The sequence below is a fragment of the Novosphingobium sp. genome, assembly GCF_041905565.1.
Taxonomy (GTDB): Bacteria; Pseudomonadota; Alphaproteobacteria; order Sphingomonadales; family Sphingomonadaceae; genus Novosphingobium.
The window spans coordinates 73,321-98,724 of the sequence record NZ_JAYRKX010000007.1 but is presented as its reverse complement, the minus strand read 5'-3'; the positions used below and the strand labels follow the sequence as shown (position 1 = coordinate 98,724).

Below are 25,404 nucleotides of genomic sequence, written 5' to 3'. Positions count from 1 at the left end.
CGCCAGAGGGTTGCGTCACGTTCAGCTTTTCGGGGAGCTCGCATGAAAGACATGGCGCTGTGGAACGAGGGCGACTGGATCGCGGCAATCGCGGTCGCCGTCCTGATCGTGTTCCTGGCAATCGGGGGGAAGATCGCGGTCCAGAAGGAGCCGGAGTTCGCCGGCCACCCCAAGGGCCTGTACATGCTGTTCTTTGCGGAAATGTGGGAGCGATTCTCCTACTATGGCATGCGCGCCCTGCTGATCTTCTATCTGACCAAGCACTGGCTGTTCAGCGACGGCAACGCCAACCTGATCTATGGCGCCTACACCAGCCTGGTCTACATCACCCCGGTGCTGGGCGGCTACCTGGCCGACCGTTATCTGGGCCAGCGCAAGGCGGTGCTGTTCGGCGGCCTGCTGCTGGCCATCGGCCACACGCTGATGGCGGTTGAAGGCAACGGCGGCCAGAGCGACCCGGCCATCAACGTGTTCTGGGCGGCGCTGGCATTCATCATCGTCGGATCGGGCTTCCTCAAGGCCAATATCTCGGTGATGGTCGGGCAGCTCTACAAGTTGACCGATGTGCGCCGTGACGGGGCCTATACGGTGTTCTACATGGGCATCAACGTGGGCGCGGCGATCGGCACGATCCTGGTTGGCTATCTGGGCGAAACGCTGGGCTGGGGATACGGCTTTGGCCTGGCCGGCATCGGCATGATGGCCGGTCTGGTGGTCTTCGTCCTGGGCAAGAGCGCGCTGCGCGGCGCGGGCGAGGTTCCCGCCCCGCTGTCCAGATCGCGCGAGTTCACGCTGTATGGCATCGGCATTGCCGCGGTCGCGGTGATCTGGGGGCTGGTCCAGTACCAGGCGGTGATCCAGTCGCTGCTCGCCATTTCGGGCGTCGCGCTGCTTGGCTACGTCCTGTTCGAAACCTTCAAGCTGCCCAAGGAACCGCGCGAGCGGATGTTTGCGGTGCTGTTCCTGATCAGCCTCAACCCGCTGTTCTGGGGCCTGTTCGAGCAGGCTGGCGGCTCGATGAGCCTGTTCACCGATCGCTATGTCGATCGCGGCAATGCCCCGGCCTCGTTGTTCCAGTCGATCAATCCGATCTACATCATTCTGTTCGCCCCGCTGTTCGCCGGTCTGTGGCAGTGGCTTGGGCGGCGCGGCAAGGAACCTTCGGCACCGGCCAAGTTCGGCCTGGCCCTGGCGCAGATGGGGCTCGCCAATCTGGTCTTGGTCTGGGGCGCGGAAGCTTATGGCATCGCGGCGATGACCCCGGTGCTGTTCGTGTTCCTCTATTACCTGCTGGCGACCACGGGCGAGCTGTGCCTGTCCCCGGTCGGCCTGTCGGCGATGAACCGGCTTGCCCCCAGCTATCTGGCCTCGCTGATCATGGGTGCGTGGTTCTACATGACCGCGGTCGGCAATTTCGTTGCGGGCAAGATCGGCGAAGCAACGGGCGGGCACGGCGGCGAGATGAGCAAGGAAAAGCTGCTCGAGATCTATGCGCTGTTCGGCTGGATCTCGATTGGGGCAGCCGTGGCGGTCCTGCTGCTCTCGCGGATCGTCAAGAGCTGGATGCACCTCGACACGCTTGAAGACGCTGCGCGCGAACGGGACGCCTGACCATGACCAGAATCGCGAAACAACTGGTGGCGGCGGCCGCCCTGGCCCTGGCACTGAACAGCGCCGGAACGGGCCTGGCCAAGGACAAGAAGGCGTCCGAGGCCAGGGCCGACAATCCCGCCGTCAAGTTCAACAAGAACCCCTATCCATCCACCTACCGGCCCTATCCGGGCCAGCCGGTGCTGATCACCGGGGCGACCGTGTTCGATGGCAAGGGCGGGCGGATTGACGGCGGCGCGGTGCTGCTGCGGGATGGCAAGGTTGCCGGCCTGGGCGGCAGCCTGGCCGATCTGGCCGTGCCCGCCGATGCCGTGCGGATCGATGGCACGGGCAAGTTCGTCACCCCCGGGATCATCGATGCGCATTCGCACCTGGGCGTCTATCCCAGCCCCGGGGTGCAGGCCCATTCGGATGGCAACGAGGCGACCGCGCCGACCACGGCGGAAGTCTGGGCGGAACATTCGGTCTGGCCGCACGATCCGGGCTTTTCGCGCGCGCTGGCCAATGGCGGGGTGACCAGTCTGCAGGTCCTGCCGGGCAGCGCCAACCTGATGGGCGGGCGCTCGGCCGTGCTCAAGAACGTCTATGCCCGCACCGTGCAGGGGATGAAGTTCCCCGGCGCGCCTTACGGCCTGAAAATGGCCTGCGGCGAAAACCCCAAGCGCGTCTATGGCGGCAAGGGCCGGATGCCCAGCACCCGCATGGGCAACTTCGCCGTCAACCGCGCGACCTGGATCAAGGCGCAGGAATACCGCCGCAAGCGCGATGCCGGCAAACTGGAAACCCGCGACCTGGCGATGGAAACGCTGGCCGGGGTGCTGGACGGCGAAATCCTGATCCAGAACCACTGCTACCGCGCCGATGAAATGGCGCTGGTGCTCGATATGGCGAAGGAGTTCGGCTACAAGGTCACCGCCTTCCACCACGCGGTCGAAGCCTACAAGATCGGCGATCTGCTCAAGCAGAACGACGTGTGCAGCGCGGTCTGGGCCGACTGGTGGGGCTTCAAGATGGAATCGCTTGATGCGATCCCCGAAAACGCCGGCATCCTCTACAAGGCCGGGGCCTGCGTGGTGATCCATTCGGACGATGCCAACGGCATCCAGCGCCTCAACCAGGAAGCGGCCAAGGCGCAGGGCGATGCCCGCCGCGCCGGGATCGCCATTCCCGATGCCGAAGTGATCCGCTGGCTGACGCTGAACCCCGCCCGGGCGATCGGCGTCGACAAGCAGACCGGCAGCCTCGAACCAGGCAAGATGGCCGATGTGGTGCTGTGGAACGCCAACCCGCTGTCAACCTATGCCCGCCCGGAAAAGGTCTGGATCGACGGCGCACTGCTGTTTGACGCGGCCGATCCGAAGCGCCGCCCGGTCAGCGATTTCGAGCTGGGACAAAGCGGTGAAGGAGACGTGAAATGATCGCCCGCCGCCTGATTGCCGCGGCGCTGCTGGCCAGTGCCGCCACCGCGCCCGCGCTGGCCCAGGACTTTGCCGTCACCAATGCCACCGTCGCGATCGGCGATGGCAGCGCGCCGATTGCCAATGGCACCGTCGTGGTGCGCGGCGGCAAGGTGGTCGCCGCCGGAGCCGGCGTGGCCGTGCCCGCCGGGGTCCGCGTGATCGACGCCCAGGGCAAATGGGTCACCCCCGGACTGGTCGTCGCCGTGACCGACCTTGGCCTGCGCGATGTCGAGGCCGTGGACGACAGCAACGATACCGAAGCCGGCAAGAGCGCATTCAGCGCCGCGCTGGACATTGCCGCCGCGATCAACCCGGATGACATGCCGATCCAGATCAGCCGCGCCGGCGGGGTAACCCGCGCCGCCGTGGCCCCGCTCGACACCGGCACGATCTTTGCCGGGCAGGGCGCGGTGATCGATCTCGGTGCCGATAGCGATGCGGTAACCGCGGCGCGCGCCTTTCAGTATGTCGAACTGGGCGAACAGGGTTCGCGCAAGGCCGGAGGCGGGCGCGTGGCGGTGCAGGCCGCCCTGCGCAACGCGCTGGCCGAAGCGCGCGAGCTCGCCCGGCGCGGCGGCGGCCAGGGCGCCGATCCGCGCCTGCAGGACGGCGCGCCGGAACGACCCGGCGATGCGCTGCTCAACCGGTTTGACGCCGCCGCGCTGGTGCCGGTGGTCCAGGGCCGCCAGCCGCTCTACGCCCATGTCGAGCGCGCTGCCGACATCCGCATGGCGCTGAACCTCAAGCGCGAATTTCCGGCGCTGAAGCTGGTGCTGGTCGGCGTGACCGAAGGCTGGATGGTGGCAAAGGAACTGGCCGCGGCCGGCGTGCCGGTCTTCGCCACCCCGCTCAACGACCTGCCCGACCGGTTCGAGCAGATCGGCGCGACCCAGTCCAACGTCGGGCGGATGGCTGCTGCCGGAGTCAAGGTGGCGCTGGGCGCCTTCTTCGATCAGCCGCGCTATGCCCCGCAATATGCCGGCAACCTGGTGGCGCTGACCAGGCTGCCGGGGGCGAGCGGGCTGGACTGGGGCCGGGCATTGGCCGCGATCACTTCGGTCCCGGCCGAAGTGCTGGGCCAGGGCGACCGCTTCGGCAGCCTGAAGCCCGGCCGCGCGGGCGACGTGGTGATCTGGGACGGCGATCCGCTGGAAGCAAGTTCCGGCGTGCTGCGCGTGTTCATCGACGGGGTGGAACAGCCGCTGGCCAACCACGAAACCCGCCTGCGCGATCGCTACAAGGTTCCGACCGAGGGCAGCCTGCCCAAGGCCTACGAATGGTGAGCACGGCGCGGCACGATTGATCCTTGCCAATCCGTAGCGGCGTGCTAGCTATGTTGACGTTGTAAACATAGGGAGTGCGCAGATGGATGACGCCCTGGTCTCGCTCGTCGCCGCGTCGGTTACCTTCGTTGGCAGCCATTTCGTGCTGTCGCACCCCTTGCGCACCGGGCTGCACAATGTGTTCGGCGCGCGCGGGTTCCAGCTGATCTATTCGCTGGTCGCGCTGGCCAGCTTCGGCTGGATGGTAGCCGCGTTCCGCGCCGTGCCGGCCGCCGCCGCGCCGCTGTGGGACGGCACCGGCAACGGGCACTGGGGCTTTGCCAGCCTGCTGACGCTGATCGCCTCGGTGCTGCTGGTCGGCTCGTTCCAGGGCAACCCTGCCCTGCCCGATCCGCGCGCGCGCGCGCTGGCGGCAAAGGGCCCGCACGGCGTGTTCCACGTGACCCGCCACCCGATGATGTGGTCCTTCGCGCTGTGGGCCGTGGCCCACGCGATTGTCGCCTCCACCCCGCGCGTGCTGGTGCTGGCCGGCGCGCTCGGCTTCCTTGCGCTGGTCGGCGCGCACCTTCAGGACCGCAAGAAGGAAGCGCTGATGGGCGCCGATTGGCAGCGCTGGGAAGCGGTGACCAGCTACTGGCCGCGCTTCGAACGCCTACGCCAGTCCGGCCCGATCCCGCTTGGCGCGGGGCTGGTGCTGTGGCTCGCCGCAACCTGGGGGCACATCCCGCTGGCCTATGTCCCTGCGGGGGTCTGGCGCTGGCTGGTGGCCTGACGCGCAAGCCAGCCCAGCCACGCACGCTGCACCGGCGCGGTCCAGACCATCGCATGATCGCCGCCCGGCACCATGTCGAGCCGGGCCGCCGGGTTACTGCTCGCCAACCGTTCGGCCTGCGCGGGCGGCACCACCGCATCGGCGGCGCCCTGCATGATCAGGATCGGCGCGGTCACCCGGCCCAGCTTGGCGGCATTGTCGAACCGGTCCCTGACCAGCCAGTGCGCCGGTAGCCAGGGCAGCCGCGCCGCCACCACATCCGGCAGGCTGGCAAAGGGCGAGACCAGCACCAGCGCGCCCGCCCGGCCTTCACTGGCGAGCTGCGTCGCCACGCCCGAACCCAGCGAATTGCCGACCAGCGCCACCTGCTCGCGCGGTGTCCCCTGCGCCGCCAGCCAATCGAGCGCGGCGCGGCCATCAGCATAGAGCCCCATCTCTTCCGGCTCGCCCGGATTGCGGCCATAGCCCCGGTATTCGGGCAGCAGCACGGCGTATCCGGCAGCGCGCGCCAACTCGGTCGCGCGGGCGCCACCGGCCCAGCCATCGCCATTGCCATGAAAGAACACCACCACCGCGCGGCCCGGCTGGCCGGGATGCCAGGCGGCGGCCAGTTCCAGCCCGTCGGCGCTGCGCAAGGTCACTTCCTCGAACCCGGCGGGAACGTCCTGCCGCCCTTGCGGCGCGGGAAATATCAGGCTGCGCTGCGCGGCATAAAGCGCGCCCACCGCAAAGACATAGGTAAAGGCCGCCGCCAGCAGCGCGCCCAGCACCAGGCGCCGCAGCGCCACGCCGGTCAGGCCCGCGCCTCTTCCACCCCGGCACTGTTGTGGCGCAGCGCTTTCAGCACGCAATCGACGATCCCGGCGGCGTTGAGGCCGGCGGCTTCGTATTGCTTGTCCGGGCTGTCATGGTCCTGGAACAGGTCGGGCAGGCGCAGGGTGCGGATTTTCAGCCCCGCGTCGGTCAGCCCTTCGTCGCTCGCCATGGTCAGCACGTGGGCGCCCAGCCCGCCGATGGAGCCTTCCTCCACCGTCACCACCACTTCATGCGTGGCCATCAGCTGGCGGATCAGATCGGTGTCGAGCGGCTTGGCAAAGCGCAGGTCGGCGACCGTGGTGGACAGGCCCCGGGCGTCGAGCTGGTCGGCCGCCTTCATCGCTTCGGCCAGGCGCGTGCCAAGCGAGAGGATCGCGACCTTGCTGCCGTGGCGCACCACCCGGCCCTTGCCGATTTCCAGCTGCTGGGGAACGTCCGGCAGGGCAACGCCCGTGCCGTTGCCGCGCGGATAGCGGAAGGCAATCGGGCCGCTGTCGTGGCAGGCGGCGGTATAGGTCATGTGGACCAGTTCCGCTTCGTCCGCCGCGGCCATGACCACCAGGTTGGGCAGGCTCGCCAGATAGGTGATGTCGAAGCTGCCGGCGTGGGTCGCGCCGTCCGCGCCGACCAGCCCGGCGCGGTCGATCGCGAAGCGGACCGGCAGGTTCTGGATCGCGACGTCGTGGACCACCTGGTCATACGCGCGCTGCAGGAAGGTCGAATAGATCGCGCAGAACGGGCGCATCCCCTGCGCGGCAAGGCCGGCGGCAAAGGTCACGGCGTGCTGTTCGGCAATGCCGACGTCGAAGCTGCGGTCAGGGTGCGCCTGGGCAAACTTGTCCACTCCGGTGCCGCTGGGCATGGCGGCGGTGATCGCGCAGATGCGCGGATCGTCATTCGCCAGCTTGGCCAGGGTTTCGCCGAAGACGTTCTGGTAGGCCGGGGCACCCGCCGCCGGCTTGACCTGCTGGCCGGTGATCACGTCGAACTTCTGGACGCCGTGATACTTGTCCGCCGCCGCCTCGGCCGGGGCATAGCCATTGCCCTTTTGCGTGACGACATGGATCAGGCACGGGCCTTCCGCCGCATCGCGCACGTTTTCCAGGATCGGAACCAGCTGGTCGATATTGTGGCCGTCGATCGGGCCGACGTAATAGAAGCCCAGTTCCTCGAACAGGGTGCCGCCCATCGCCATGCCGCGCGCGAACTCGTCGGTCTTCTTGGCGGCGCGGTGCAGCGGTTCGGGCAGCTTGCGCGACAGGCGGCGGGCAATGTCGCGCAGGCCCAGGAACGGGCGCGAGGAAACCAGCCGCGCCAGATAGGCCGACAGCCCGCCCACCGGCGGCGCGATCGACATGTCGTTGTCGTTCAGGATCACCACCAGCCGGTTGCCGGCCGGCTTGGCGTTGTTCATCGCCTCATAGGCCATGCCGGCGCTCATCGCGCCGTCGCCGATCACGGCGATGCCCTTGCCGGGCTGGCCGCTCATCTGGTTGGCCACGGCAAAACCCAAAGCGGCGGAAATCGAGGTAGAGCTGTGCGCGGTTCCGAACGGATCGTACTCGCTCTCGCTGCGCTTGGTGAAGCCCGACAGGCCGCCACCCTGGCGCAGGGTGCGGATACGGCTGCGCCGCCCGGTCAGAATCTTGTGCGGATAGGCCTGGTGGCCGACGTCCCAGACCAGCCGGTCCTCGGGCGTGTTGAACACATAGTGCAGCGCCACGGTCAATTCGACCACACCCAGCCCCGAACCCAGGTGCCCGCCGGTGGTCCCGACAGCACTGATCATTTCGGCGCGCAGCTCGTCCGCCAGCTGGCGCAGCTGGCCGGGCGCAAGCTTGCGCAGGTCCTGAGGAGTATCGACAGTGTCGAGCAGCGGCGTCGCCGGAGTGGCAGTCATCTGGGGGCCTTACACCCTTGAATTGTTGGTGTCGATCAGCTGTCAGAACAGCTGGCGCACAGGCCGCGCAGTTCCACCACCGGGCGGATATCGGCAAAGCCGGCGCGCCGTGCGGCATCGACCAGCGCGCCGGTCAACCGGTCATCGTCGATATGGGTGGCGCGGCCGCACGAATCGCAGATCAGGAAGATGCAGTCATGCCGGCAGCCCGGGTGCGGATTGGCGACATAGGCATTGGCGCTTTCCACCCGGCGCGCCAGGTTGCTGGCCACGAACAGGTCAAGGATGCGGTAGACCGAATTGGCCGCAACCCGCTTGCCCCGTTCCTTCGAGACATGCTCGGCAATGTCATAGGCCGAGGCCGGGCGCGGCTGGGCGGCCAGCGCGCCGAACACTTCGGCGCGCATGTCGGTCCACTGCTCGCCCGCCTCGACCAGCGCGCGGCGCGCGGCATCGACCAGGCTTTCGCCCGAATGTTCGTGATGGTGGTGTGCTTGGCTGGCCATTGGAGGGATATAGGCGCGCGCGGCCCCCGGGGCAATCAGCCGCGCGTGAAGGCCGCTTTCCAGAAGCCGGGGAAGCGGCGGCGCAAGGCTTCCACCTTGGCCACATCCCAGGCGAGGATGTAGGGGTGGCGCGGATTCTTCGCCATGAAGTCCTGGTGGTATTCGGGGCCGGGGTAAAAGCCCTTGTAGCCCTCGATCCGGGTGACGATCGCTGCCTTCCAGATCCGCGCCCCGCCCAGTTGCGCGAGATAGGCCTGCGCCACCTGCTGCTGCTCTGCGTTCAGGGGCACCAGCGCCGAGCGGTACTGCGTCCCTTCATCCGGGCCCTGGCGGTTGAGCGTGGTCGGATCGGCCACCACCGAAAAGAAGATCCGCAAGAGCTGGTCATAGCGCACGACCTGCGGGTCATAGGTGATGCGGACCACCTCGGCATGGCCGGTATCCCCGCGCGAGACACGGTCATAATCCGCCGTGCGGGCGCTGCCGCCGTGAAAGCCAGTCACCACGCTGGTCACGCCCAGCACGTGGCTGAACACGCCTTCGACGCCCCAGTAGCAGCCCCCGGCGAACACTGCCTGTTTCAGCCCCTTGGGTTCCTGCGCCTGGCGCGCGGCGGCGGGGGCCAGCACGGTGCGCTCACCGGCGGCGGCGGCCGGTTCCTGGCAGGCGGAAAGGACCAGCAGGCCCGCGATCAGAAAACTGGTGCGGCGCTTCAACGCGTCTGGTCGGGCAGGGCGGGAGCCGCCTGCGCCGCGGGGATCACCGGGTTGCCAAAGCTGGCGCGGCCATCCGCCACCATCACCCCGGTCAGCACCAGCGCGCCCAGCGCGAAACCGATGCCGAAGGAACGATAGAGGTCGGCTTTGAACAGGCCCATTGCGGTGCGACTCGTGGATTAGGTGTTTCGACTGGGCGCCCTCCTCACCAATTCGGGCTTACCGTCGAGTGAATAAATGGGCGTTCTGCGCAAGGCCACGACGAATCGCGCGAGCCTTGCGACGAACGGTTGCCGCTGGCGCCGGATCAGTGGCGGAAGTGGCGCATCCCGGTGAAGACCATGGCCAGGCCGGCTTCGTCGGCGGCCTTGATCACGTCCTCGTCGCGGATCGAGCCGCCCGGCTGGATCACCGCGGTCGCCCCGGCTTCGGCCGCAGCCAGCAGGCCATCGGCGAAGGGGAAGAAGGCGTCGCTGGCCACCGCGCTGCCAACCGCGCGGCTGTGCGCCCAGCCGAACTTTTCCGCCGCTTCGGCTGCCTTCATCGCGGCGATCCGGCTGGAATCGCGGCGGTTCATCTGGCCCGCGCCGATCCCGGCGGTGATCCCGTCCTTGGCATAGACGATCGCGTTCGACTTCACGTGGCGCGCCACGGTCCAGGCGAACAGGCAGTCCTTCAGTTCCTGCTCGGTCGGCTGGCGCTTGGTCACGACCTTGAGATCGTCCAGCGTGATCGCGCCGTTGTCGCGGGTCTGGACCAGCAGGCCGCCGGTGATCGGCTTGACGTTAAGGCCGCCGCGGCGCGGATCGGGCAGGTCGCCGGTCAGCAGCAGGCGCAGGTTCTTCTTGCGTGCGAAGGCGGCAATCGCGGCTTCGTCCGCTGCGGGAGCGACCACCACTTCGGTGAAGATTTCGCAGATCGCTTCGGCGGTCGGCCCGTCCAACGGCACGTTGACCGCGACGATCCCGCCAAAGGCCGAAACGTCATCGCACTGCAGCGCCCCGGTCCAGGCGTCGAGCAGGCTCTTGCCCTGGGCCACGCCGCACGGGTTGGCGTGCTTGACGATCACCACCGCCGGATCCTGACCCTTGAATTCGGCGACCAGTTCGAGCGCGGCGTCGGCGTCGTTGTAATTGTTGTAGGACAGTTCCTTGCCCTGCAGCTGGCGCGCCTGGGCAATCCCCTGGCCGTGCGGGCCCTTGGGGATATAGAGCGCGGCGCGCTGGTGCGGGTTTTCGCCGTAACGCAGCTCTTCCTTGCGGGCGGCGGTAATCGCCAGCATTTCGGGGAACAGCTGCTGCTGGTCGGAATAAGCGAACCACTGGCTGATCATGCTGTCATAGGCGGCGGTCGCCGCATAGGCGCGCGCGGCCATCAGGCGGCGGAAGTCATAGCCGGTCGCCCCGTCCTTCGCCGCCAGTTCGGCCAGCAGTCCGGCATAGTCGGCCGGATCGGTGACGATGGTGACATAGGCGTGGTTCTTGGCCGCCGAACGGACCATCGAAGGGCCGCCGATGTCGATGTTCTCGATCACCTCGTCACGCTCGGCGCCCTTGGCCACGGTCGCTTCGAACGGGTAGAGGTTGACCACCACAAGGTCGATCGCGCCGATTTCGTGTTCGGCCATCGCGGCGGCGTGTTCGGGATTGTCGCGCACCGCCAGCAGGCCGCCGTGGACCTTGGGGTGCAGCGTCTTGACCCGGCCGTCCATCATTTCGGGAAAGCCGGTCAGCTCCGAAATGTCCTTCACCGTCAGGCCGGCATCGCGCAGCGCCTTGGCCGTGCCGCCGGTCGAGACCAGTTCCACCCCGCGTGAGGCTAGCGCCTGGCCCAGTTCGGCAAGGCCGGTCTTGTCGGACACGGACAGCAGCGCGCGGCGGATCGTAACGTCGGTCATGGCAGGGTTCCCGGATTGCGGCAGTGATTCGCTGCTGCGTCCCATAGGCTTTCAAACCCGGCTTGCCAGCCGGAAACGGGCCGGTTTCCCCCGCTTGTCAGCCCATTTTCTTGAGCAGCCAGGCGAAGTTTCCGCCCCCGCGCGAGACCAGCCCCTGCAGCACCAGTTGCTGGACCGGCTGCGGACGGCCCTGGCCATCGGCCCAGAGGCTTTCTTCCAGCGTGATCTGCCCGCCGCCCGAACGGAACTGCCACAGGCTGCCGTCGGGCAGCGCCAGGCCCGCGCCCTGCCCGTCGTCCGACAGGCGCACCTCGATATTCGGGCCGAGGTGAAAGCGGATCGCGAAGCCGACCTTGCCGTTCTTGCCCTTCTTGCCGCCGGGGACCAGCAGATCCTCGCCGCGCAGCTCGGTGCCGTCGTCGCGCAGGATCAGGATGCGGCGATGGGTCAGGCCATAGCGCGCTTCATAGCCGTTGTGGCTGGCTTCCAGCCGGGTCGCCGCGCCCTGGCCCTTGTCGCCGGTCAGCGTGCGGCGGTCCACTTCCACTTCGGACACGCCGGTGCCGATCGCGCCGTTGATCAGCACGGCGGTGGAGTTCGCATCGTCGAGCACCAGGGTGGAATGGGCGGCAGTGGCGCGCAGGCCCTGTTCCAGCCGCACCGGCATCAGCCCGCCGGCGCAGCCCGATCCGCCGCAATTGACCACCAGGCGGTGCCCGCCGTGGCTGAATTCGAACGCCAGCGTGGATGCGCAGCCGGTCCGCGCGTGCTTGGCCAGCGGCGGCGGGGCGGCATCGAACTGGAGGATCGACTGCTTGGCCACGACGCGCTGATAGCCCCACTGGCGCACGTCGCGCAGCGGACGGGTGCGCACGCCGCTTGCCTCGATCAGCGCGGCGATCTCGTCACCGTCGATCGCCCAGGCGCCCTGCCAGCTGCCCAGCGAGCCATCGCCGTGGGTCAGCGCCAGCAGCGGCGGGACCAGCATGGCGAGGATCGCTTCGAGCGCGGCCGGCGGATCCTGCCGCAGCGCGTGATAGCAGGCGCGCAGCCTGACGATCAGGGCAATCGCCTCGATCTGGCCGAGCGGACTGCGCGACAGCACGCCGCCATCATCGCCCACCAGCTCGCCCAGCGCCTTGATCAGCCCGGCTTCGCCGAACAGGCGGCGCGCCTTGCCATCGGGCAGCAGCAGCCCGGCGGCAACGATCCCGCACCACCCGGCCACTTCGGCCAGCAGGTCTTCGGCGCGCGACACGTTCTTGTCGAGCCAGCGGGCCGTTTCCTCGAGCGCGGCGAGCACCTTGGCCCGGTGCGCCTTGTCCGGGCCGGACAGGATCAGCGGGGCATGGACCAGCCAGTTGAGCTCGCGCGTGCCGGCATTGGCCAGCGACCAGGCCGGGCCCTTGCCCGGCTTGCCCGGCGGCTTGGGATTGGCGGCCAGCCAGGTGGCGAGCACGCGTTCGGCCACGGGCGCGGCCTGTTCGCGCGCGGCGCTGGCTTCAAGGTCGGCCAGCCAGGCAAAGGAATGGACCGCGCGTTCCAGCGGCGGCGCCATCCGCGCCACGCCGGCGAAATCGACCTGGGCGATCGGCGCCTTGACCCCGTGGACCAGGAAATGCCCGGCGCGCAGCGCGGTGCCGGCAACGCGCGATCCCGCCAGCGGGTTCTGCACCGTGGCCAGGATGCGCGGCTTGCCCGGCTTGCGGAACGGCCCGGACAGGGTCGATCCCGGAATCCCCAGACGATAGGCAAAGCGCAGCAGGCGTTCCCCGGCGCTGATCGCGGGCGGGGTGAAATCGGCCAGGGCCAGGGCGCGGCCCGGTTCGATCAGTTCGCCGCCGGACGGCATGGCCCCGTCTTCGTGGTGCGGCGCGGCGCTATCGGTCACCAGGCCCTCCTCGCAGGCGGTGGACAGCGGCAGCGCCATGTCCGTCCCGTCGCCGGCCTGAGCCGTGTCCGACCGAGGCGAGACCAGCGCATCGACCACTGGTCAACCCACCCCTTTCAGCGCGGCGATGTTGGCCGCGTAGCACTCCGGCCCGCCGCGGAACGCGGCCGTGCCGGCCACCAGCACATCGGCCCCGGCATCGACGCAGAGCCGCGCGATGGCGGGATCGACCCCGCCGTCCACTTCAAGCCGGATGTCGCGCCCGGTCTTGTCGATCGACTTGCGGATCGCCTCGATCTTGCGCAGCTGGCTGGAAATGAAGCTTTGCCCGCCAAAGCCGGGATTGACGCTCATCACCAGGACAAGGTCGATTTCCTCGTAAAGGTAGTCGAGCATCTTGGCCGGGGTGCCGGGGTTGAGCGAGACGCCCGCCTGCTTGCCCAGCGCCTTGATCGCCTGGACCGTGCGATGCGCGTGGGGGCCGGCTTCGGGGTGGAAGGTGATGATGTCCGCCCCGGCATCGGCAAAAGCCTGAAGGTAGGGATCGACCGGGCTGATCATCAGGTGGACGTCAAACGTCTTGGCGGTGTGGGGGCGCAGCGCCTTGACCACCATCGGCCCGATCGTGAGGTTGGGGACGAAATGCCCGTCCATCACGTCGACATGGATCCAGTCCGCCCCGGCCGCGTCGATCGCGCGCACTTCTTCGCCCAGCCGGGCGAAATCGGCGGAAAGGATGGAGGGCGAGATCAGCGGTGCGGCCATGACGCGAAAAATGCTCCCTTGACCGGCGCTTAACCGCCGCATCCGGGGGCAACAAGGCGCAGAGCGCTGGTTTTCCACACAACATCTTGAACTTGCCCAATCAGCCTGGCGCACACAGCAATCGTCCTGCCGCGCAATTGACCTGCGCCAAGCATGCGGGCATTGCCCTGTCTGATGGCCGATCCTGCTGCCTCCCACCCTGCCCCCCACCCCGCCCTGGCCATGCTGGCCCGCGAAACCGCGCTGCGCGAAGGCCCCGTCCCGCACGAGCTTGACGGCCTCGAAGTGCCGCTGGATGGCTGGTGCATGTCCGGCGACGGCGAAAGCTTCGTGTTCCGCGCTGCCACCGGGCTGGGCTATCACTACGTCAAGGGCCACGGCGTCACGGCCGAGCGCCCGGCCGGCTGGGACCCGGACGAGGACAGCCTGATCCGCAACGGCAGCGTCTATGCCGCGATCGCCTGCATCAACGGGCTCTATCCGATCCATGCCTCGGCCGTGGCCTGGCAGGGGCACGTCCATGCCTTCACCGGGCCATCGGGTGCGGGCAAATCAACCCTGACCGCGCAGCTCACCCGCCACGGCCTGCCGCTGTTCTGCGACGATACGCTGCTGCTTGACCTGACCCGGCCCGAAGCGCCGGTGTGCCTGCCCGGGCACAAGCGGCTGAAACTGTGGCCCGATGCGCTGGAGCTGACCGGGGCGAGCGCGACCGGTCAGATCGCCCGGCGGTTCGAGAAATTCTACGCCGAACCGGCCGGGGGCAGCATCAAGGACGTGCTGCCGCTGGCCAGCCTGACCTTCCTGGAGGTGGGCGAACCGGCACGGATCGAGCCGCTGCGCGGTGCGGAAAAGCTGCTGCGGTTGCAGGACGATCACTATACCACCGATCTGTTCCTTGCCGCGTCGCGGGCCGATCGGGCCGCGCGGTTTGCCCAGCTCGCCGCCCTGGCGCGCGGCCTGACCATTTCGCGATTTGTCCGCCCGCGCGATCCGGTACGCTTTGCGATGGACGCGGCGCTTGCCGAGCGGCATGTCAAGGGCAAGCCGCCCGTTTCTCCAGACCGAGAGCCGTCCCGATGACCCAGTCCTTGCGCAAATGCCCGGAAAACTTCGCCGAGACTGAAATCGACGACGAAATCGTGCTGATGTGCCTGACCAACGGCGATTTCTTCTCGATCAAGGATTCGGCGCTGGCAATCTGGAACCTGATCGACGGTGAACGTGACCGGACCGCGCTGCTTGATCGCCTGGCCCAGGACTACAGCGTGAGCGAGGACGCAATCCGGGGCGATGTCGATGAATTCCTCGCCGCCGCTACCGCTGCCGGGTTTGTCGCGGCTGACTGACCCCTGGCGCGCCCGGCTGCGCACGGCCGAGGCGATGGTGCGCCTGTGGCACGCGCGTCGGCTGGTCCGCCATCGCCCCTTCGCCGCCTGGCGCGCCCGACTGGGCACGCCGCTGCCGCGCGATGCGCCCCCGCCTGACGCGCATACGCACGCGCAGGCCGAGGCCTGGGCGTTGGCCCGCCACGTCGATCGCGCCGCCTGGCGCATGGGGGACGAATGGTTGTGCCTGCCGCGCGCCATCGCGCTGGCAGGCATGCTGCGCCAACGCGGGATCGGCTATGCGCTGAGCATCGCCGCCCGCCCGCAGGCCGCGCGGACCGGCTCCGACGATCTCCACGCCTGGATCGATGTCGGCCCGCTCCGGGTGATCGGCGACCTGCCAGGTGAATGGGCCGTTATCCATCGCCTGCAAGGCTGAGCGCGGCCGCGAGGATTCCGCCGGCGCGCTTCACAGTTGCAAAACTTTCTAGAATCGGTAAAAACGCGGAGCAATGAACATACGGGGTGTGGTCGCGGCACCTTCTGTCGAGAATTTAGGAGTAGTGTTGTGACCAAGCAGACCAAGACCTGGAACAAGCCCACCCTGGCGCGCCTGGGCCAGATCACCGATGTCGCCGGCACGCAGCCCGGCCCGTGCCAGACCACCAATAACGGTGGTCAGTGCAGCGGCACCGCGACCGGAATCGGCCTCTCCTGATTTGACCGGATGGGCGGGTTTTCCCCGCACATGGCCCTGCGCCTCCGGGCGCGGGGCTAAACTGGCTGGCTGATGTTCTTTTTTGCGCGGACTTGGGGCGACAACGATTGGCTTGCGCCGGATCGAGCCGCAACCTCGCTTGGGCTGTTTGCCGGGCATGCCGCCGATAGCTGCCGTTCGGGCGAGGATTTCTTCGCCGAGTTGCCAACCCCTCGTGCGCCTGTCCGCCGCGGCTGGCGCGTAACGCGATCGCCCGCCGGAACTGCGGTGCTGCTGGCTGGGGTAATCGACAATCTAGCCGAGCTTCAGGCCGCCCTGTCGCTGGGGCCATGCGGCCCCGAACAGGTCTATGCCGCCGCGGTCGAGCGCTGGGGCGACCGCGCCGACAGCCGGATCGTTGGCGAGTATGCAAGTCTCTGCACCCTCCCCGACGGCAGGGTGCGGATGGCCCGCAGCCCATGGTGCGGCTTGCCGTTGATGTTCCATGTCGGCCCGCACGGCCTGATGGCCGCATCAATCCCCCGCCCACTGTTCGCCGCTGGCCTGCCCAAGCAATTGCGCACCGACGTGATCGAACGGATGCTGTGCTTCGAAGAGTTTCAGGGCGAGGAAACTCATTTTGTCGGAATGGAGCAGGTCGCCGGGGGCACGGTGGTCCTGTTCGACCGCGATCGGCGCAATGTGCAGCGGTTCTATGACCCGGCCGCCCTGCCGCAAGTGCGGTTCGCCCGCGACGACGACTATGTCGAAGCCGCGCGGGCCATGCTGGACGAGGCGGTCGGCAAATGCCTGGCCTTGTCGCGCAATCCGGGTGTCACGCTGTCGGGCGGGCTCGATTCCGCACTGGTCTGCGATTCGCTGCTGCGTCAACTCCCGGCCGACCAGCGCCTGCGCAGCTTCACCTTCGTGCCCGTCCCCGAATGGGACGGTCGCACCGCCCCCCAACTGTTCGGTAATGATCGCCCCTACGTCGAACGCTTCCTGGCCGACCGGCCAGAGATCGACGCGACGTTCTTCGACAATGCCGACCTGGCGCCCGACAGCTTCGCCAACGAGCGGATGCTGGCCGCGGATATCGAATTCCCCTCGGTCGGAATCGGCTTCGTCCACCTTGGCATTGCGCGCGCCTCGCGCGATGCCGGGTGCGACTGGGTGTTCTGGGGGGCGCTCGGCAACATGACCGTCAGCGGCGAGGCGCCCTGGGCCCCAGCCACGCTGTTCCGGCAATTGCGCTGGGGCGAGGTCTGGCGGCTGGCTCGAACCCGGCTGGCCGACCCCCGCCCAATGTGGCGCCGCTTCCTGGCCACCGGGCTGATGCCCAATTTGCCCCGAAGCTGGCGCGAGACGATCCGCCGCGCCAAACCCGCGCATCAGCGGGTAGAGCAACTGGCCAATCCCTATCTCTTGGCCAGCGGCTCGCTTGCCGCAAAGCGGCTGGATAGCAACCTGACCGGGTCGGACACCGATATCGACTATTTCCATTCGCGTGAACGGTTCATCGAAGGCCTCTACCAGTCGATGGCGATCGGCGGGGAAATGCCCCTGGGCGTCCAGCAGATCTTCGGGGTGCGGGGACGCGATGCCTATGGCTATCGTCCGCTGATCGAGCTGTGCCTGGGCATGCCCGACGAGCAGTTCGTCGCCAAGGGCGAGCGCCGCCTGCTGGCGCGGCGCATGGCCGTGGGACGGCTGCCTGAAGCGCAGCGCACCGAAGTGCGCCACGGCGATCATGTGCCTGACTGGCATGCCCGCATCCGCCGCCAGCTGCCGCAATTGCGCGCCGAAGTGCAGCGGATTGCCGATCACCCCCAGCTTGGCAGCCTGATCGATACGGAGCGCATGCTGCACGATCTTGATCACCTGCCCGAAATCGCGCCCACCGACATGCCGACAATCGGCCGCCTGCGCTTTGCCTTGCATGCCGCCATGGCCACTCGCCGCTATGTTGATTTCGTGACCGGACGGAACGCGGCTTGAGCCAGCGCGTCCGCCTGTTCGAACCCGCGCAGGATGGCTGGGCCGCGCTGCGCGTGGGCCTGCTGATGCTGGGTGTCGCCCTGACCGAAAGCGTCGGGATCGTGCTGCTGGTGCCGCTGCTGGCCCTGCTCGACCAGGGTGAGGGCGGGCGGTTTGGCGCCTGGCTGCAGGCGCTGGGCCTGCCGCTGCGGCTTGAACCGGTCTTGGCGCTGTTCCTGGCGCTGGTCGTGCTACGCTCGCTCATCACCTATTTCCGCCAGCTGGAAGGCGCGCGGCTGGAAATGAAGCTGATCAACCGCCTGCGCGGGCGGGCCTGGTACGCGCTGCTGCATTGCGACTGGCGCGTGGCGATGGGGCTGCGCCGGGCCAATGCCGCCAACGTGGTGATCAGCCAGGTCAACCAGGCCGGCTACGTCGTCAACCAAGTGCTGGGCGCGCTGGCCAACGTGGTCACGCTGGGCGGCGTGGCCCTGGCGGCGCTGGCGATTTCCTGGCCGCTGGCCCTGACCGGGTTGATCGCCGGCGCACTGGTGCTGGCGGCCTGGCGCGGCACCCGGCAGCGCGCATCGCGCAGGGGCCGGACCGCGGCCGTAACCTATGGCCGGGTCTTCTCCCGGCTGGACGAAGGCATGCGGGCGCTGCGCGTGATCAAGAGCCTGGGCAGCGAGGCCAGCGCGGTGCGCGGTCTGACCGATGAATTCGCCGCGCTGGAAGCCACGCAGCTGGCCTATCAGCGCGACCTGGGCCGCAGCCGCGCGCTGCTCCAGATCGGCGGCGCGGCGGTACTGGCCGCACTGGTCTGGTTGTCGGTCACGCGCTGGCACATGGCGGCGGCCACGCTGCTGCCGATGGTCGCGCTGTTTGCCCGCAGCGTGCCGTTGCTGGAAGCGCTGCAGCAATCCTTGCTGGCCCTGGCCAACGGCCGCCCCGCGATTGACGCAGTGACCCAGCTGATCACCACGGCCGAAGCCTCGCCCGAGCCCGATGCCACCGGCGTGGAAGCGCCGGACCTGGCAGAGGCGATCGCGCTGGACCAGGTCAGGGTGCAATTCACTGGCCAGGCGGCTCCGGCGCTGGACCAGGTCAGCCTGCGCATCGCCGCGGGCGAGATGGTGGCGCTCGAAGGGCCGTCGGGTTCGGGCAAGAGCACGCTCGCCGACTTGCTGGGCGGGCTGATCGCCCCCGACCACGGCACGGTGCAGATCGACGGCGCAGTGCTGGACGGGCCGCTGCGCCGCGCCTGGCGGGGCTGCGTGGCCTATGTCCAGCAGGATCCCGTGCTGCTCAACGCCTCGCTGCGCGAAAACCTGCGCTGGGCCGCACCCGATGCCGACGATGCGCGGCTGGAGCGCGCACTGGGCGATGCCGCAGCGCGGTTTGCGCTGGACCTGCCGCAGGGCCTCGACACCATGCTGGGCGATGGCGGGCGGCGGCTGTCGGGCGGCGAGCGCCAGCGCCTGATGCTGGCCCGCGCGCTGCTGCGCGATCCGGCGCTGCTGATCCTGGACGAGGCGACCAGCGCGCTCGACGCCGCCAACGAAGCGCTGGTGGCCGAGGCAATCGGGCGGTTGAAGGGCCGCCTCACGATCCTGATGATTGGCCACCACGGCCGCCTGGCGGCTTTGGCGGACCGGCGGATCCGGCTGGACGGTGGGAAGATTGCCAGCGCCTAGCTGACAATCCCATTTCCGCCCAATTCAGTTCATATTAAGCGCGCGAATCGCATTGGGGAAGGAACACGGCCACCGGCAAAGGTGAAAGCGGCATGGTTGCAGGGCGGCACCCTGACCCGGTTGAGGCCAGTTTCCAGACAGGATCGAGCAACGATGATGAAGCACAAGTCCGCGCGCGCGCTGGCCGCGCTGTTTGTCCCGCTGGCGCTGGGCGCTGCCGTGCTGGGTACGACTGGCGCCGATGCCGCGCCCGCCGCAGCCGCCGCGCCGCCGGCCGGCTGCACCGGTCCCGCCAGCCAGACCTGGCTGAACGTGGTGGTCGACGGGGTGAAGAACAGCAACGGCCTGGTCGCCGTGACGCTTTATGCCGACGATGCCAGCAAGTTTCTGGTCAAGCGCGGTTCGCTGTATGTCGGGCGGGTCGATGCCCAGTCCGGCACCACCCGGGCCTGCATCTTCGTGCCGCGCACCGGGGTCTATGCCCTGGCGCTGTACCACGATGAAAACGCCAACCGCTCGTTCGACCGCACCGGGATCGGCTTTCCGGCCGAAGGGTTCGGCTTTTCGAACAACCCGGCGACCCTGGCGGGCCTCCCGACCTTCAAGTCGGTGCGGCTGAACGTGCCCAAGTCCGGGCTGACCACCCGGATCCACATGAAGTATCCCTAGGGCCTGACCCTAGGCGCGGACCGCCTGGTACACTTCGGCCAGTTCGACCGGGGCCTGGGCCTCGGCCAATTCGTGCGCGCGCGGATCGTCGACGTCGAGCCACCAGGCCCCGCCAATCTCCATCGTCGCCGCGCGCCCCGCGTCGGCCAGGCGCTGCATCCCTTCGGACAGGCTGCCCGCCTGCCCGGCGTCGATCGCCGCCTGGATCGCCTGGGCCAGTTCGGGCGTGGCGAGGAACGCCCCGCAATCGACCGCGTCGTATTCGGGAATGGTCTTGCCGATCGCGCGGATGAAGCCGCGCTCGTCCAGCCGCACCCAGGTGGCGTCGTCCGGATCGACCAGCGGATTGTCGCAGCGCCGGTCGACCGCCAGGGTAACCCCGCGGTCCGCGCCGTGCTGGCGGGCCAGATCGCGCAGGATCACGGCAGAGAAGATGTGATCGGACATCATCAGCAGGTAGTTGCCGTCAATCACGCTGGCCCCGGCCATGACCGACCAGCCGTTCGGCTTCGACCAGTCCGCCACCCGCTGCGCCACCACCGGAATGCCGATCCGGTCTGACAGGCCGGGCAGGAACGCCTCGATCCGCTCGGCCTCGTGCCCGGTGACCACCACCACCCGCTGCGCCCCGGCGGCGCGCGCCTGGCGGGCGCCCAGTTCGAGCAGCGGGACCCCCGCGACCGGGGTGAGTGGCTTGGAATCGGACAAGTCGCGCAAACGGCTGCCGAATCCGGCGGCGATGATCAGGGCATCCATGGCCTGTGGCTTTCCCGTAAATGCGAACGGCGCCGGTCAGCAGAACCGACCGGCGCCGTCAAAGCAAAAGGCTGCGGGGCTTATTCGGCCGCCAGCGGCGCTTCGGTGATGTATTCGTCGACCATCTGGGCGGCCAGATCGTCGTTGAACTGCTGCGGCGGGTGCTTGCAGAAGTAGGCCGACGGGCCGATCAGCGCACCGCCTTCACCGCGTTCCAGGGCAACCTTGGCGCAGCGGATCGCGTCCATGACGCAAGCCGCCGAGTTCGGGCTGTCTTCGACCGAGAGGCGCAGTTCCAGTTCCATCGGCACGTTGCCCCACTGCAGCCCTTCCAGGCGCAGGAAGCACAGCTTGTTGTCCTTCTGCCAGGGAACATAGTCCGACGGGCCGACATGGATGTTTTCGTCTTCGAGACGCTGGGCGAGCATGGCCTGCACCGCCTCGGTCTTCGATTCCTTCTTGCTGCCCAGACGCTGGCGGTCGAGCATGTTCATGAAGTCGGTGTTGCCGCCGGTGTTGAGCTGGTAGGTCCGCTCAACCGTCACGCCGCGGGCGGCGAACAGGCTGGACAGCACGCGGTGGACGATCGTGGCGCCAACCTGGGCCTTGATGTCGTCACCCACGATCGGGATGTTCTTGGCGCGGAACTTGGCTTCCCATTCCGGGCGGCTGGCGATGAACACCGGCATGCAGTTGACCACCGCCACGCCCGCTTCCAGCGCGCAGTCCATGTAGAATTCTGTCGCTTCCTGCGAACCGACCGGCAGGAAGTTGACGAGCACGTCGGCGCCCGAATCCTTGATCGCCGCGACGATGCGGGCCTTGTCGGCTTCCGGTTCGTCCGAAACGATGAAGCCCTTTTCGCCGACCGTGGTCATGTGCGCGGCAACGCCGTCCGACACCTTGCCCATGATCACCTTCGCGCCGGTGGCCGGCACGTCGGCCTTGAACACCTTGGTGTTGTTCGGCTGGGCGAAGATCGCCTCGGCGATGTCCTTGCCGACCTTGCGCGCATCGACGTCGATGCCGAGCACGAAGTCAACGTCACCCGCGCCATAGCCGCCGATCTTGTCGTGGATCAGGCCCTGCGAGCTGTTGTTCTGGCGGTAATAGGCAACGCCCTGCACCAGCGAGCTGGCGCAGTTGCCCACACCAATCATGGCGACCTTGATAGGCTTCATTATGGTTCGATCCCTTCCGAGCGTGACGGCGCGGTTCCAGTGAAACACGCCTCATTGTTAAATCGCGCGCCAAAAGCAAGTGTTTTAGCGCAGGTCAAGCGGGTTCTCGCGTCATGACGGTGACGACCACCATGAACCACCCCGCCGCAACCACTGCAAATGCATAAAGTGCAAAGGCCGAGAAGCCCGATGCAATCAGCACGGCGCCGGCCAGCGCATAGAAATCGCGCATGGTCAGCCAGGTCAGCCATTGCTTCAGCCTGGATGGACGCTGGCTGAACCGATCCTTGAGAGCATTGAAGGTCATACCTTCGGCGCTTCTGCGGCTGCGCCGTCCCAGGATCCACAGGCCCAGCCCCATCACCACCAGTCCGGCCGCTCCGGCCATAGCCGCCCGGCCCTGCCCCTGGCAATACAGGTTCCACGACACCCCGGCCACGCAGGCCAGGTTGGTCAGGGCATCGACCAGGGAATCGAGCGCGGCCCCCTGCGGCGAGGAGCGAAACGTGGCGCGGGCGATTTCGCCGTCGACCCCGTCGAAGATCGAGGCCGCCTGGAACAGCAGCGCTCCCGCGACCAGCCCGGCCGGCGTGCCGGAAAACAGCGCGGCGGCCATGGCCAGCGCAAAGGCTGCCGTGCCGAAGGTGGCGTGCAGCGGCCGGGCATGGGGGAACAGGCGCAGCACCAGCCGCGAACAGGCCTGCGAGATCGGGCGGTTGACGTGGCGCGAGACGATCCCGTCGCCCGGCTTGGCCGTGGCCGTGATGACCTGCCGCGCCGCCGCCGCCAGCGCTTGCCGTGACAGGGCTTCGGGCATCGGGGCAAGCGCCGCCGCGCCGCCGCCCAGCCGCGCCGCGCCGGACAGGTCGGGCAGCGCCCCGGCCGCCAGCGCCTCGGCCGGCACAACAGGTGTATCGGCGGGCAGGTCGGCCAGATTGTCCCCGGGGGCGGCCACCGCCCAGTCCAACTCGGGAACCAGCCGGGCCGCTTCGGCGGCCACGGCGGCGGGCAGCCGGTCCAGTCCGGGGGCGATCACCACCGCCCGGCCGCACTGCGCCCGGGCCAGCGTATGCAGCGCACGCACGATCGCGGGCAGGCCGGCCACCATGGTGTAAGCCGCTGCCGCACTTGGAAACACTGCCACTACAGCACGAATTGTAATCGTGCCCTCCTGCCCTGTACGTCTTTTGCGCCGCTTTCGCGCGGCGCGCTCTGTTGCGAACCCGTAAAGCGGCTATAAGGCGCGCAGGGGCCTGCGCCAAGGGGCGCGTGATGGAGTGATACAAAGTGGCAGGGGACGCGGCGAGCCTGGGCGGCGCAGGGAACAACGGCAGACCCGCGCCCAAACGACCACAGCGCCCGCGCGAATTGCAGGATCCGCTCAACCACTACCTGTACCATCCGCTTGCCTGGCAACTGGCGCGGGCGCTGGCCCATACGCCGATCACGCCCAACATGGTGTCAGTGCTGGGCGCGGGCACGGTAATCGCCGCCAGCGCGGCCTATGCCGGGCTGAGCTATCCGGTCTCCGCCGCGCTGGGCATGGCCCTGCACATGACCTGGCACGTGGTCGACGGCGCTGACGGCGACCTGGCACGGATGACCGGCCGGTCCAGCCCGATCGGCGAAATGGTCGACGGGCTGTGCGACTATCTCAGCCACGTGGTGCTGTATCTGGTGATGGGCTGGGTGATGACCCGGATCGGCGGCACGTTCGGCGGCTGGCACGCCTGGGCGCTGGTGGTCTTCGCCGGCGTCAGCCACGCGGTCCAGGCCAACCACGTCGAAGTGCAGCGCCGGCAATATCAATACTGGGTTTATGGCACGCCGTGGATCCGCCTGTCGCACGATGCGCAGGATTCGGCCACCTCGCGCAGTCTGTTCGCCGGGCTGGTCTCGGCCTACCTGGGCGTGGCCACGGGCATGACCCCGCATGCGCTGCGGGTCGATGCCGCCGTTCAGGCCGCGCAGGGGGACCGCGCCGCGCTGGACCGGATCGCCCGCATCGCGCGCGAGGAAACCCAGCCACTGCTGCTGCTGTGCAAGATCCTGGGCCCCAATCCCCGCGCGGTGGTGCTGGGCCTGTCGATGTTCGCGGGCACCCCGGCGTGGTACATGATCTATCAAAGCGTGGTGCTGAACCTGCTGCTGGTCTGGTCGGTGATTCGCCACAACGCCGCGGCCAAGCGCATCGCGGCGCGGATCGGGGCCTAGACGCGGGCCAAGGCTTGGCTATTCTCCCTGCAACACCAAGTCCGGGAGAAGACCATGCTGCACGAATCGCTGCTTGACGACGCGCGCGCCATATCTGGCGACATCGTGGCGCTGCGCCGGGCGATCCATGCCGAGCCGGAACTGGGCCTGCACACGCCCCTTACCCGCGACAAGGTGCGCGCCGCGCTGGCCGACCTGCCGCTCGAATGGGCCGAAGGGCCATCGACCACCGGGCTGGTCGCGACGCTGAAGGGCGACGCCGGGCCGGGCCGGATCGTGCTGCTGCGCGGCGACATGGACGCCCTGCCGATGCCCGAGGAAACCGGCCTGCCCTATGCCTCGACCATTGGCGGCTGCATGCACGCCTGCGGGCACGATGCCCACACCGCGATGCTGGCCGGCGCCGTGCGGCTGCTGTGCGCGCGGGCCGGCAGCCTGAAGGGCGAAGTGCGGTTCATGTTCCAGCCGGGCGAGGAAGGCCACCACGGCGCGCGTTACATGCTGGAAGACGGGCTGCTGGGCGGCACTGCCGGGCATCCCCTGCCTGAAGCGGCCTTTGCCCTGCACGTCATGCCCAATGCCCCGCACGGGCTGGTCGCAGGCCGCGCCGGGCCACTGATGGCGGCGGCGGACCAGTTCGACATCGTGGTGCGCGGCGCGGGCGGGCACGCCTCGATGCCGCACCAGGGGCACGATCCGGTGCCGGTCGCCTGCGAGATCGTGATGGCGATCCAGACCATGGTCACCCGCCAGTTCGATGCGCACGACCCGGTGGTCGCCACCGTGGCGCGGATCGAGGCGGGCACGGCCCACAACGTGATTGCCGACTTCGCCACGCTGAAAGGCACGCTGCGCACCCTTTCGCCGCGCCACCGGATCAAGCTGCACGATGCGCTGCGCCAGCTGGCGATGGGCATTGCCGCCGCCCACGGCCTGTCCGCCGAAGTGACCATCACCGAGGGCTTTCCAGTCACAATCTGCGACGACCGGGCCGTGGGCCTCGCCGCCGCGACCACGCGCGAGTTGTTTGGCGAACCGGCCTGGCGCGAGCTCGACCGCCCGATCATGGGCGCGGAAGACTTTTCCTATGTGCTGGAACAGGTGCCCGGCGCGATGCTGTTCCTGGGCGTGGCGCACGAAGGGGCCGACTGGCACCAGTGCCATTCGATCCATTCCCCGCGCATGGTGGTGGATGAAACCGTGATGCCGCGCGGCGCGGCGCTGCTGGCCGGCATGGCCGAGCGGTTCCTGGAACGCGGCTGGGAATAGGC

The 25,404-nt window shown here is 68.4% G+C and carries 24 protein-coding genes; 13 read left to right on the top strand and 11 right to left on the bottom strand.

The window, feature by feature from the left end; translation table 11 throughout:
- Window positions 1–42 precede the first annotated feature (42 nt).
- The 4 genes from ACE3N9_RS07775 to ACE3N9_RS07760 all read left to right on the top strand — a co-directional run bounded on the left by ACE3N9_RS07775 (window position 43) and on the right by ACE3N9_RS07760 (window position 5,126).
- Window positions 43–1,611, top strand: a complete 1,569-nt coding sequence (locus ACE3N9_RS07775; protein ID WP_374282541.1) for a peptide MFS transporter — start codon at window positions 43–45, stop codon at window positions 1,609–1,611.
- Between the two features lie 2 nt (window positions 1,612–1,613).
- The gene (locus ACE3N9_RS07770; RefSeq protein WP_374282539.1) at window positions 1,614–3,029 is read left to right on the top strand and encodes an amidohydrolase; all 1,416 of its coding nucleotides are present in this window, start codon (window positions 1,614–1,616) and stop codon (window positions 3,027–3,029) included.
- The gene (locus ACE3N9_RS07765; RefSeq protein ID WP_374282537.1) at window positions 3,026–4,354 is read left to right on the top strand and encodes an amidohydrolase family protein; all 1,329 of its coding nucleotides are present in this window, start codon (window positions 3,026–3,028) and stop codon (window positions 4,352–4,354) included. Before ACE3N9_RS07770 ends, ACE3N9_RS07765 begins: the two co-directional genes overlap by 4 nt.
- An 82-nt stretch (window positions 4,355–4,436) precedes the next feature.
- A complete protein-coding gene (locus ACE3N9_RS07760) occupies window positions 4,437–5,126 on the top strand; it encodes an NnrU family protein (RefSeq protein ID WP_374282535.1) in 690 nt (229 codons plus the stop codon).
- Here ACE3N9_RS07760 and ACE3N9_RS07755 read toward each other — a convergent pair.
- The 8 genes from ACE3N9_RS07755 to rpe form a co-directional block, all read right to left on the bottom strand.
- Entirely contained in the window at window positions 5,087–5,914 is an 828-nt protein-coding gene (locus tag ACE3N9_RS07755; RefSeq protein WP_374282533.1) for an alpha/beta hydrolase, read from the bottom strand. The two genes, ACE3N9_RS07760 and ACE3N9_RS07755, sit on opposite strands and share 40 nt — an antisense overlap.
- A gap of 5 nt (window positions 5,915–5,919) precedes the next feature.
- Window positions 5,920–7,842, bottom strand: coding sequence for a 1-deoxy-D-xylulose-5-phosphate synthase (gene dxs / locus ACE3N9_RS07750; protein WP_374282531.1), 1,923 nt, complete (start codon window positions 7,840–7,842; stop codon window positions 5,920–5,922).
- Between the two features lie 35 nt (window positions 7,843–7,877).
- Entirely contained in the window at window positions 7,878–8,348 is a 471-nt protein-coding gene (locus tag ACE3N9_RS07745; RefSeq protein ID WP_374282529.1) for a Fur family transcriptional regulator, read from the bottom strand.
- Between the two features lie 35 nt (window positions 8,349–8,383).
- Complete coding sequence (msrA, locus tag ACE3N9_RS07740) at window positions 8,384–9,064, bottom strand: peptide-methionine (S)-S-oxide reductase MsrA (protein ID WP_374282527.1); 681 nt, start codon at window positions 9,062–9,064, stop codon at window positions 8,384–8,386.
- Entirely contained in the window at window positions 9,061–9,225 is a 165-nt protein-coding gene (locus ACE3N9_RS07735) for a hypothetical protein (protein ID WP_374282525.1), read from the bottom strand. The genes msrA and ACE3N9_RS07735 overlap by 4 nt, the downstream gene beginning before the upstream one ends.
- Window positions 9,226–9,371: 146 nt before the next feature.
- A complete protein-coding gene (gene purH / locus ACE3N9_RS07730) occupies window positions 9,372–10,961 on the bottom strand; it encodes a bifunctional phosphoribosylaminoimidazolecarboxamide formyltransferase/IMP cyclohydrolase (protein ID WP_374282523.1) in 1,590 nt (529 codons plus the stop codon).
- Between the two features lie 97 nt (window positions 10,962–11,058).
- Window positions 11,059–12,891 (bottom strand): heparinase II/III family protein, encoded by a 1,833-nt coding sequence (locus tag ACE3N9_RS07725; protein WP_374282657.1) that lies wholly within the window; start codon window positions 12,889–12,891, stop codon window positions 11,059–11,061.
- Window positions 12,892–12,954: 63 nt separating this feature from the next.
- A complete protein-coding gene (gene rpe / locus ACE3N9_RS07720; protein ID WP_374282521.1) occupies window positions 12,955–13,617 on the bottom strand; it encodes a ribulose-phosphate 3-epimerase in 663 nt (220 codons plus the stop codon).
- A 174-nt stretch (window positions 13,618–13,791) separates the two neighbouring features.
- Between rpe and ACE3N9_RS07715 the strand changes: the two genes are divergently transcribed.
- The 7 genes from ACE3N9_RS07715 to ACE3N9_RS07685 all read left to right on the top strand — a co-directional run bounded on the left by ACE3N9_RS07715 (window position 13,792) and on the right by ACE3N9_RS07685 (window position 19,982).
- The gene (locus ACE3N9_RS07715; protein WP_374282519.1) at window positions 13,792–14,700 is read left to right on the top strand and encodes a hypothetical protein; all 909 of its coding nucleotides are present in this window, start codon (window positions 13,792–13,794) and stop codon (window positions 14,698–14,700) included.
- Entirely contained in the window at window positions 14,697–14,966 is a 270-nt protein-coding gene (locus tag ACE3N9_RS07710; protein WP_374282517.1) for a PqqD family protein, read from the top strand. Before ACE3N9_RS07715 ends, ACE3N9_RS07710 begins: the two co-directional genes overlap by 4 nt.
- The gene (locus ACE3N9_RS07705; protein WP_374282516.1) at window positions 14,911–15,384 is read left to right on the top strand and encodes a lasso peptide biosynthesis B2 protein; all 474 of its coding nucleotides are present in this window, start codon (window positions 14,911–14,913) and stop codon (window positions 15,382–15,384) included. The genes ACE3N9_RS07710 and ACE3N9_RS07705 overlap by 56 nt, the downstream gene beginning before the upstream one ends.
- 129 nt (window positions 15,385–15,513) lie before the next feature.
- Window positions 15,514–15,663, top strand: a complete 150-nt coding sequence (locus ACE3N9_RS07700; protein ID WP_374282514.1) for a hypothetical protein — start codon at window positions 15,514–15,516, stop codon at window positions 15,661–15,663.
- 267 nt (window positions 15,664–15,930) lie between these two features.
- Complete coding sequence (locus tag ACE3N9_RS07695; RefSeq protein WP_374282512.1) at window positions 15,931–17,640, top strand: asparagine synthase-related protein; 1,710 nt, start codon at window positions 15,931–15,933, stop codon at window positions 17,638–17,640.
- Window positions 17,637–19,313 (top strand): ABC transporter ATP-binding protein, encoded by a 1,677-nt coding sequence (locus ACE3N9_RS07690; RefSeq protein WP_374282510.1) that lies wholly within the window; start codon window positions 17,637–17,639, stop codon window positions 19,311–19,313. The genes ACE3N9_RS07695 and ACE3N9_RS07690 overlap by 4 nt, the downstream gene beginning before the upstream one ends.
- Window positions 19,314–19,466: 153 nt before the next feature.
- Window positions 19,467–19,982, top strand: a complete 516-nt coding sequence (locus ACE3N9_RS07685) for a DUF2141 domain-containing protein (protein ID WP_374282508.1) — start codon at window positions 19,467–19,469, stop codon at window positions 19,980–19,982.
- A 9-nt stretch (window positions 19,983–19,991) separates the two neighbouring features.
- On the opposite strand, the gene ACE3N9_RS07680 is transcribed toward ACE3N9_RS07685, so the two are convergent.
- The 3 genes from ACE3N9_RS07680 to ACE3N9_RS07670 form a co-directional block, all read right to left on the bottom strand.
- On the bottom strand, window positions 19,992–20,738 hold the full coding sequence (locus ACE3N9_RS07680; protein ID WP_374282506.1) for an NTP transferase domain-containing protein: 747 nt from the start codon (window positions 20,736–20,738) through the stop codon (window positions 19,992–19,994).
- A gap of 80 nt (window positions 20,739–20,818) precedes the next feature.
- Window positions 20,819–21,919, bottom strand: coding sequence for an inositol-3-phosphate synthase (locus ACE3N9_RS07675; RefSeq protein ID WP_374282504.1), 1,101 nt, complete (start codon window positions 21,917–21,919; stop codon window positions 20,819–20,821).
- Between the two features lie 94 nt (window positions 21,920–22,013).
- Window positions 22,014–23,063, bottom strand: a complete 1,050-nt coding sequence (locus tag ACE3N9_RS07670; RefSeq protein WP_374282502.1) for a CDP-alcohol phosphatidyltransferase family protein — start codon at window positions 23,061–23,063, stop codon at window positions 22,014–22,016.
- Between the two features lie 143 nt (window positions 23,064–23,206).
- Between ACE3N9_RS07670 and ACE3N9_RS07665 the strand changes: the two genes are divergently transcribed.
- Window positions 23,207–24,133, top strand: coding sequence for a CDP-alcohol phosphatidyltransferase family protein (locus ACE3N9_RS07665; protein ID WP_374282500.1), 927 nt, complete (start codon window positions 23,207–23,209; stop codon window positions 24,131–24,133).
- Between the two features lie 54 nt (window positions 24,134–24,187).
- Window positions 24,188–25,402, top strand: a complete 1,215-nt coding sequence (locus ACE3N9_RS07660; RefSeq protein ID WP_374282498.1) for a M20 family metallopeptidase — start codon at window positions 24,188–24,190, stop codon at window positions 25,400–25,402.
- The last annotated feature ends 2 nt before the right edge of the window (window positions 25,403–25,404 follow it).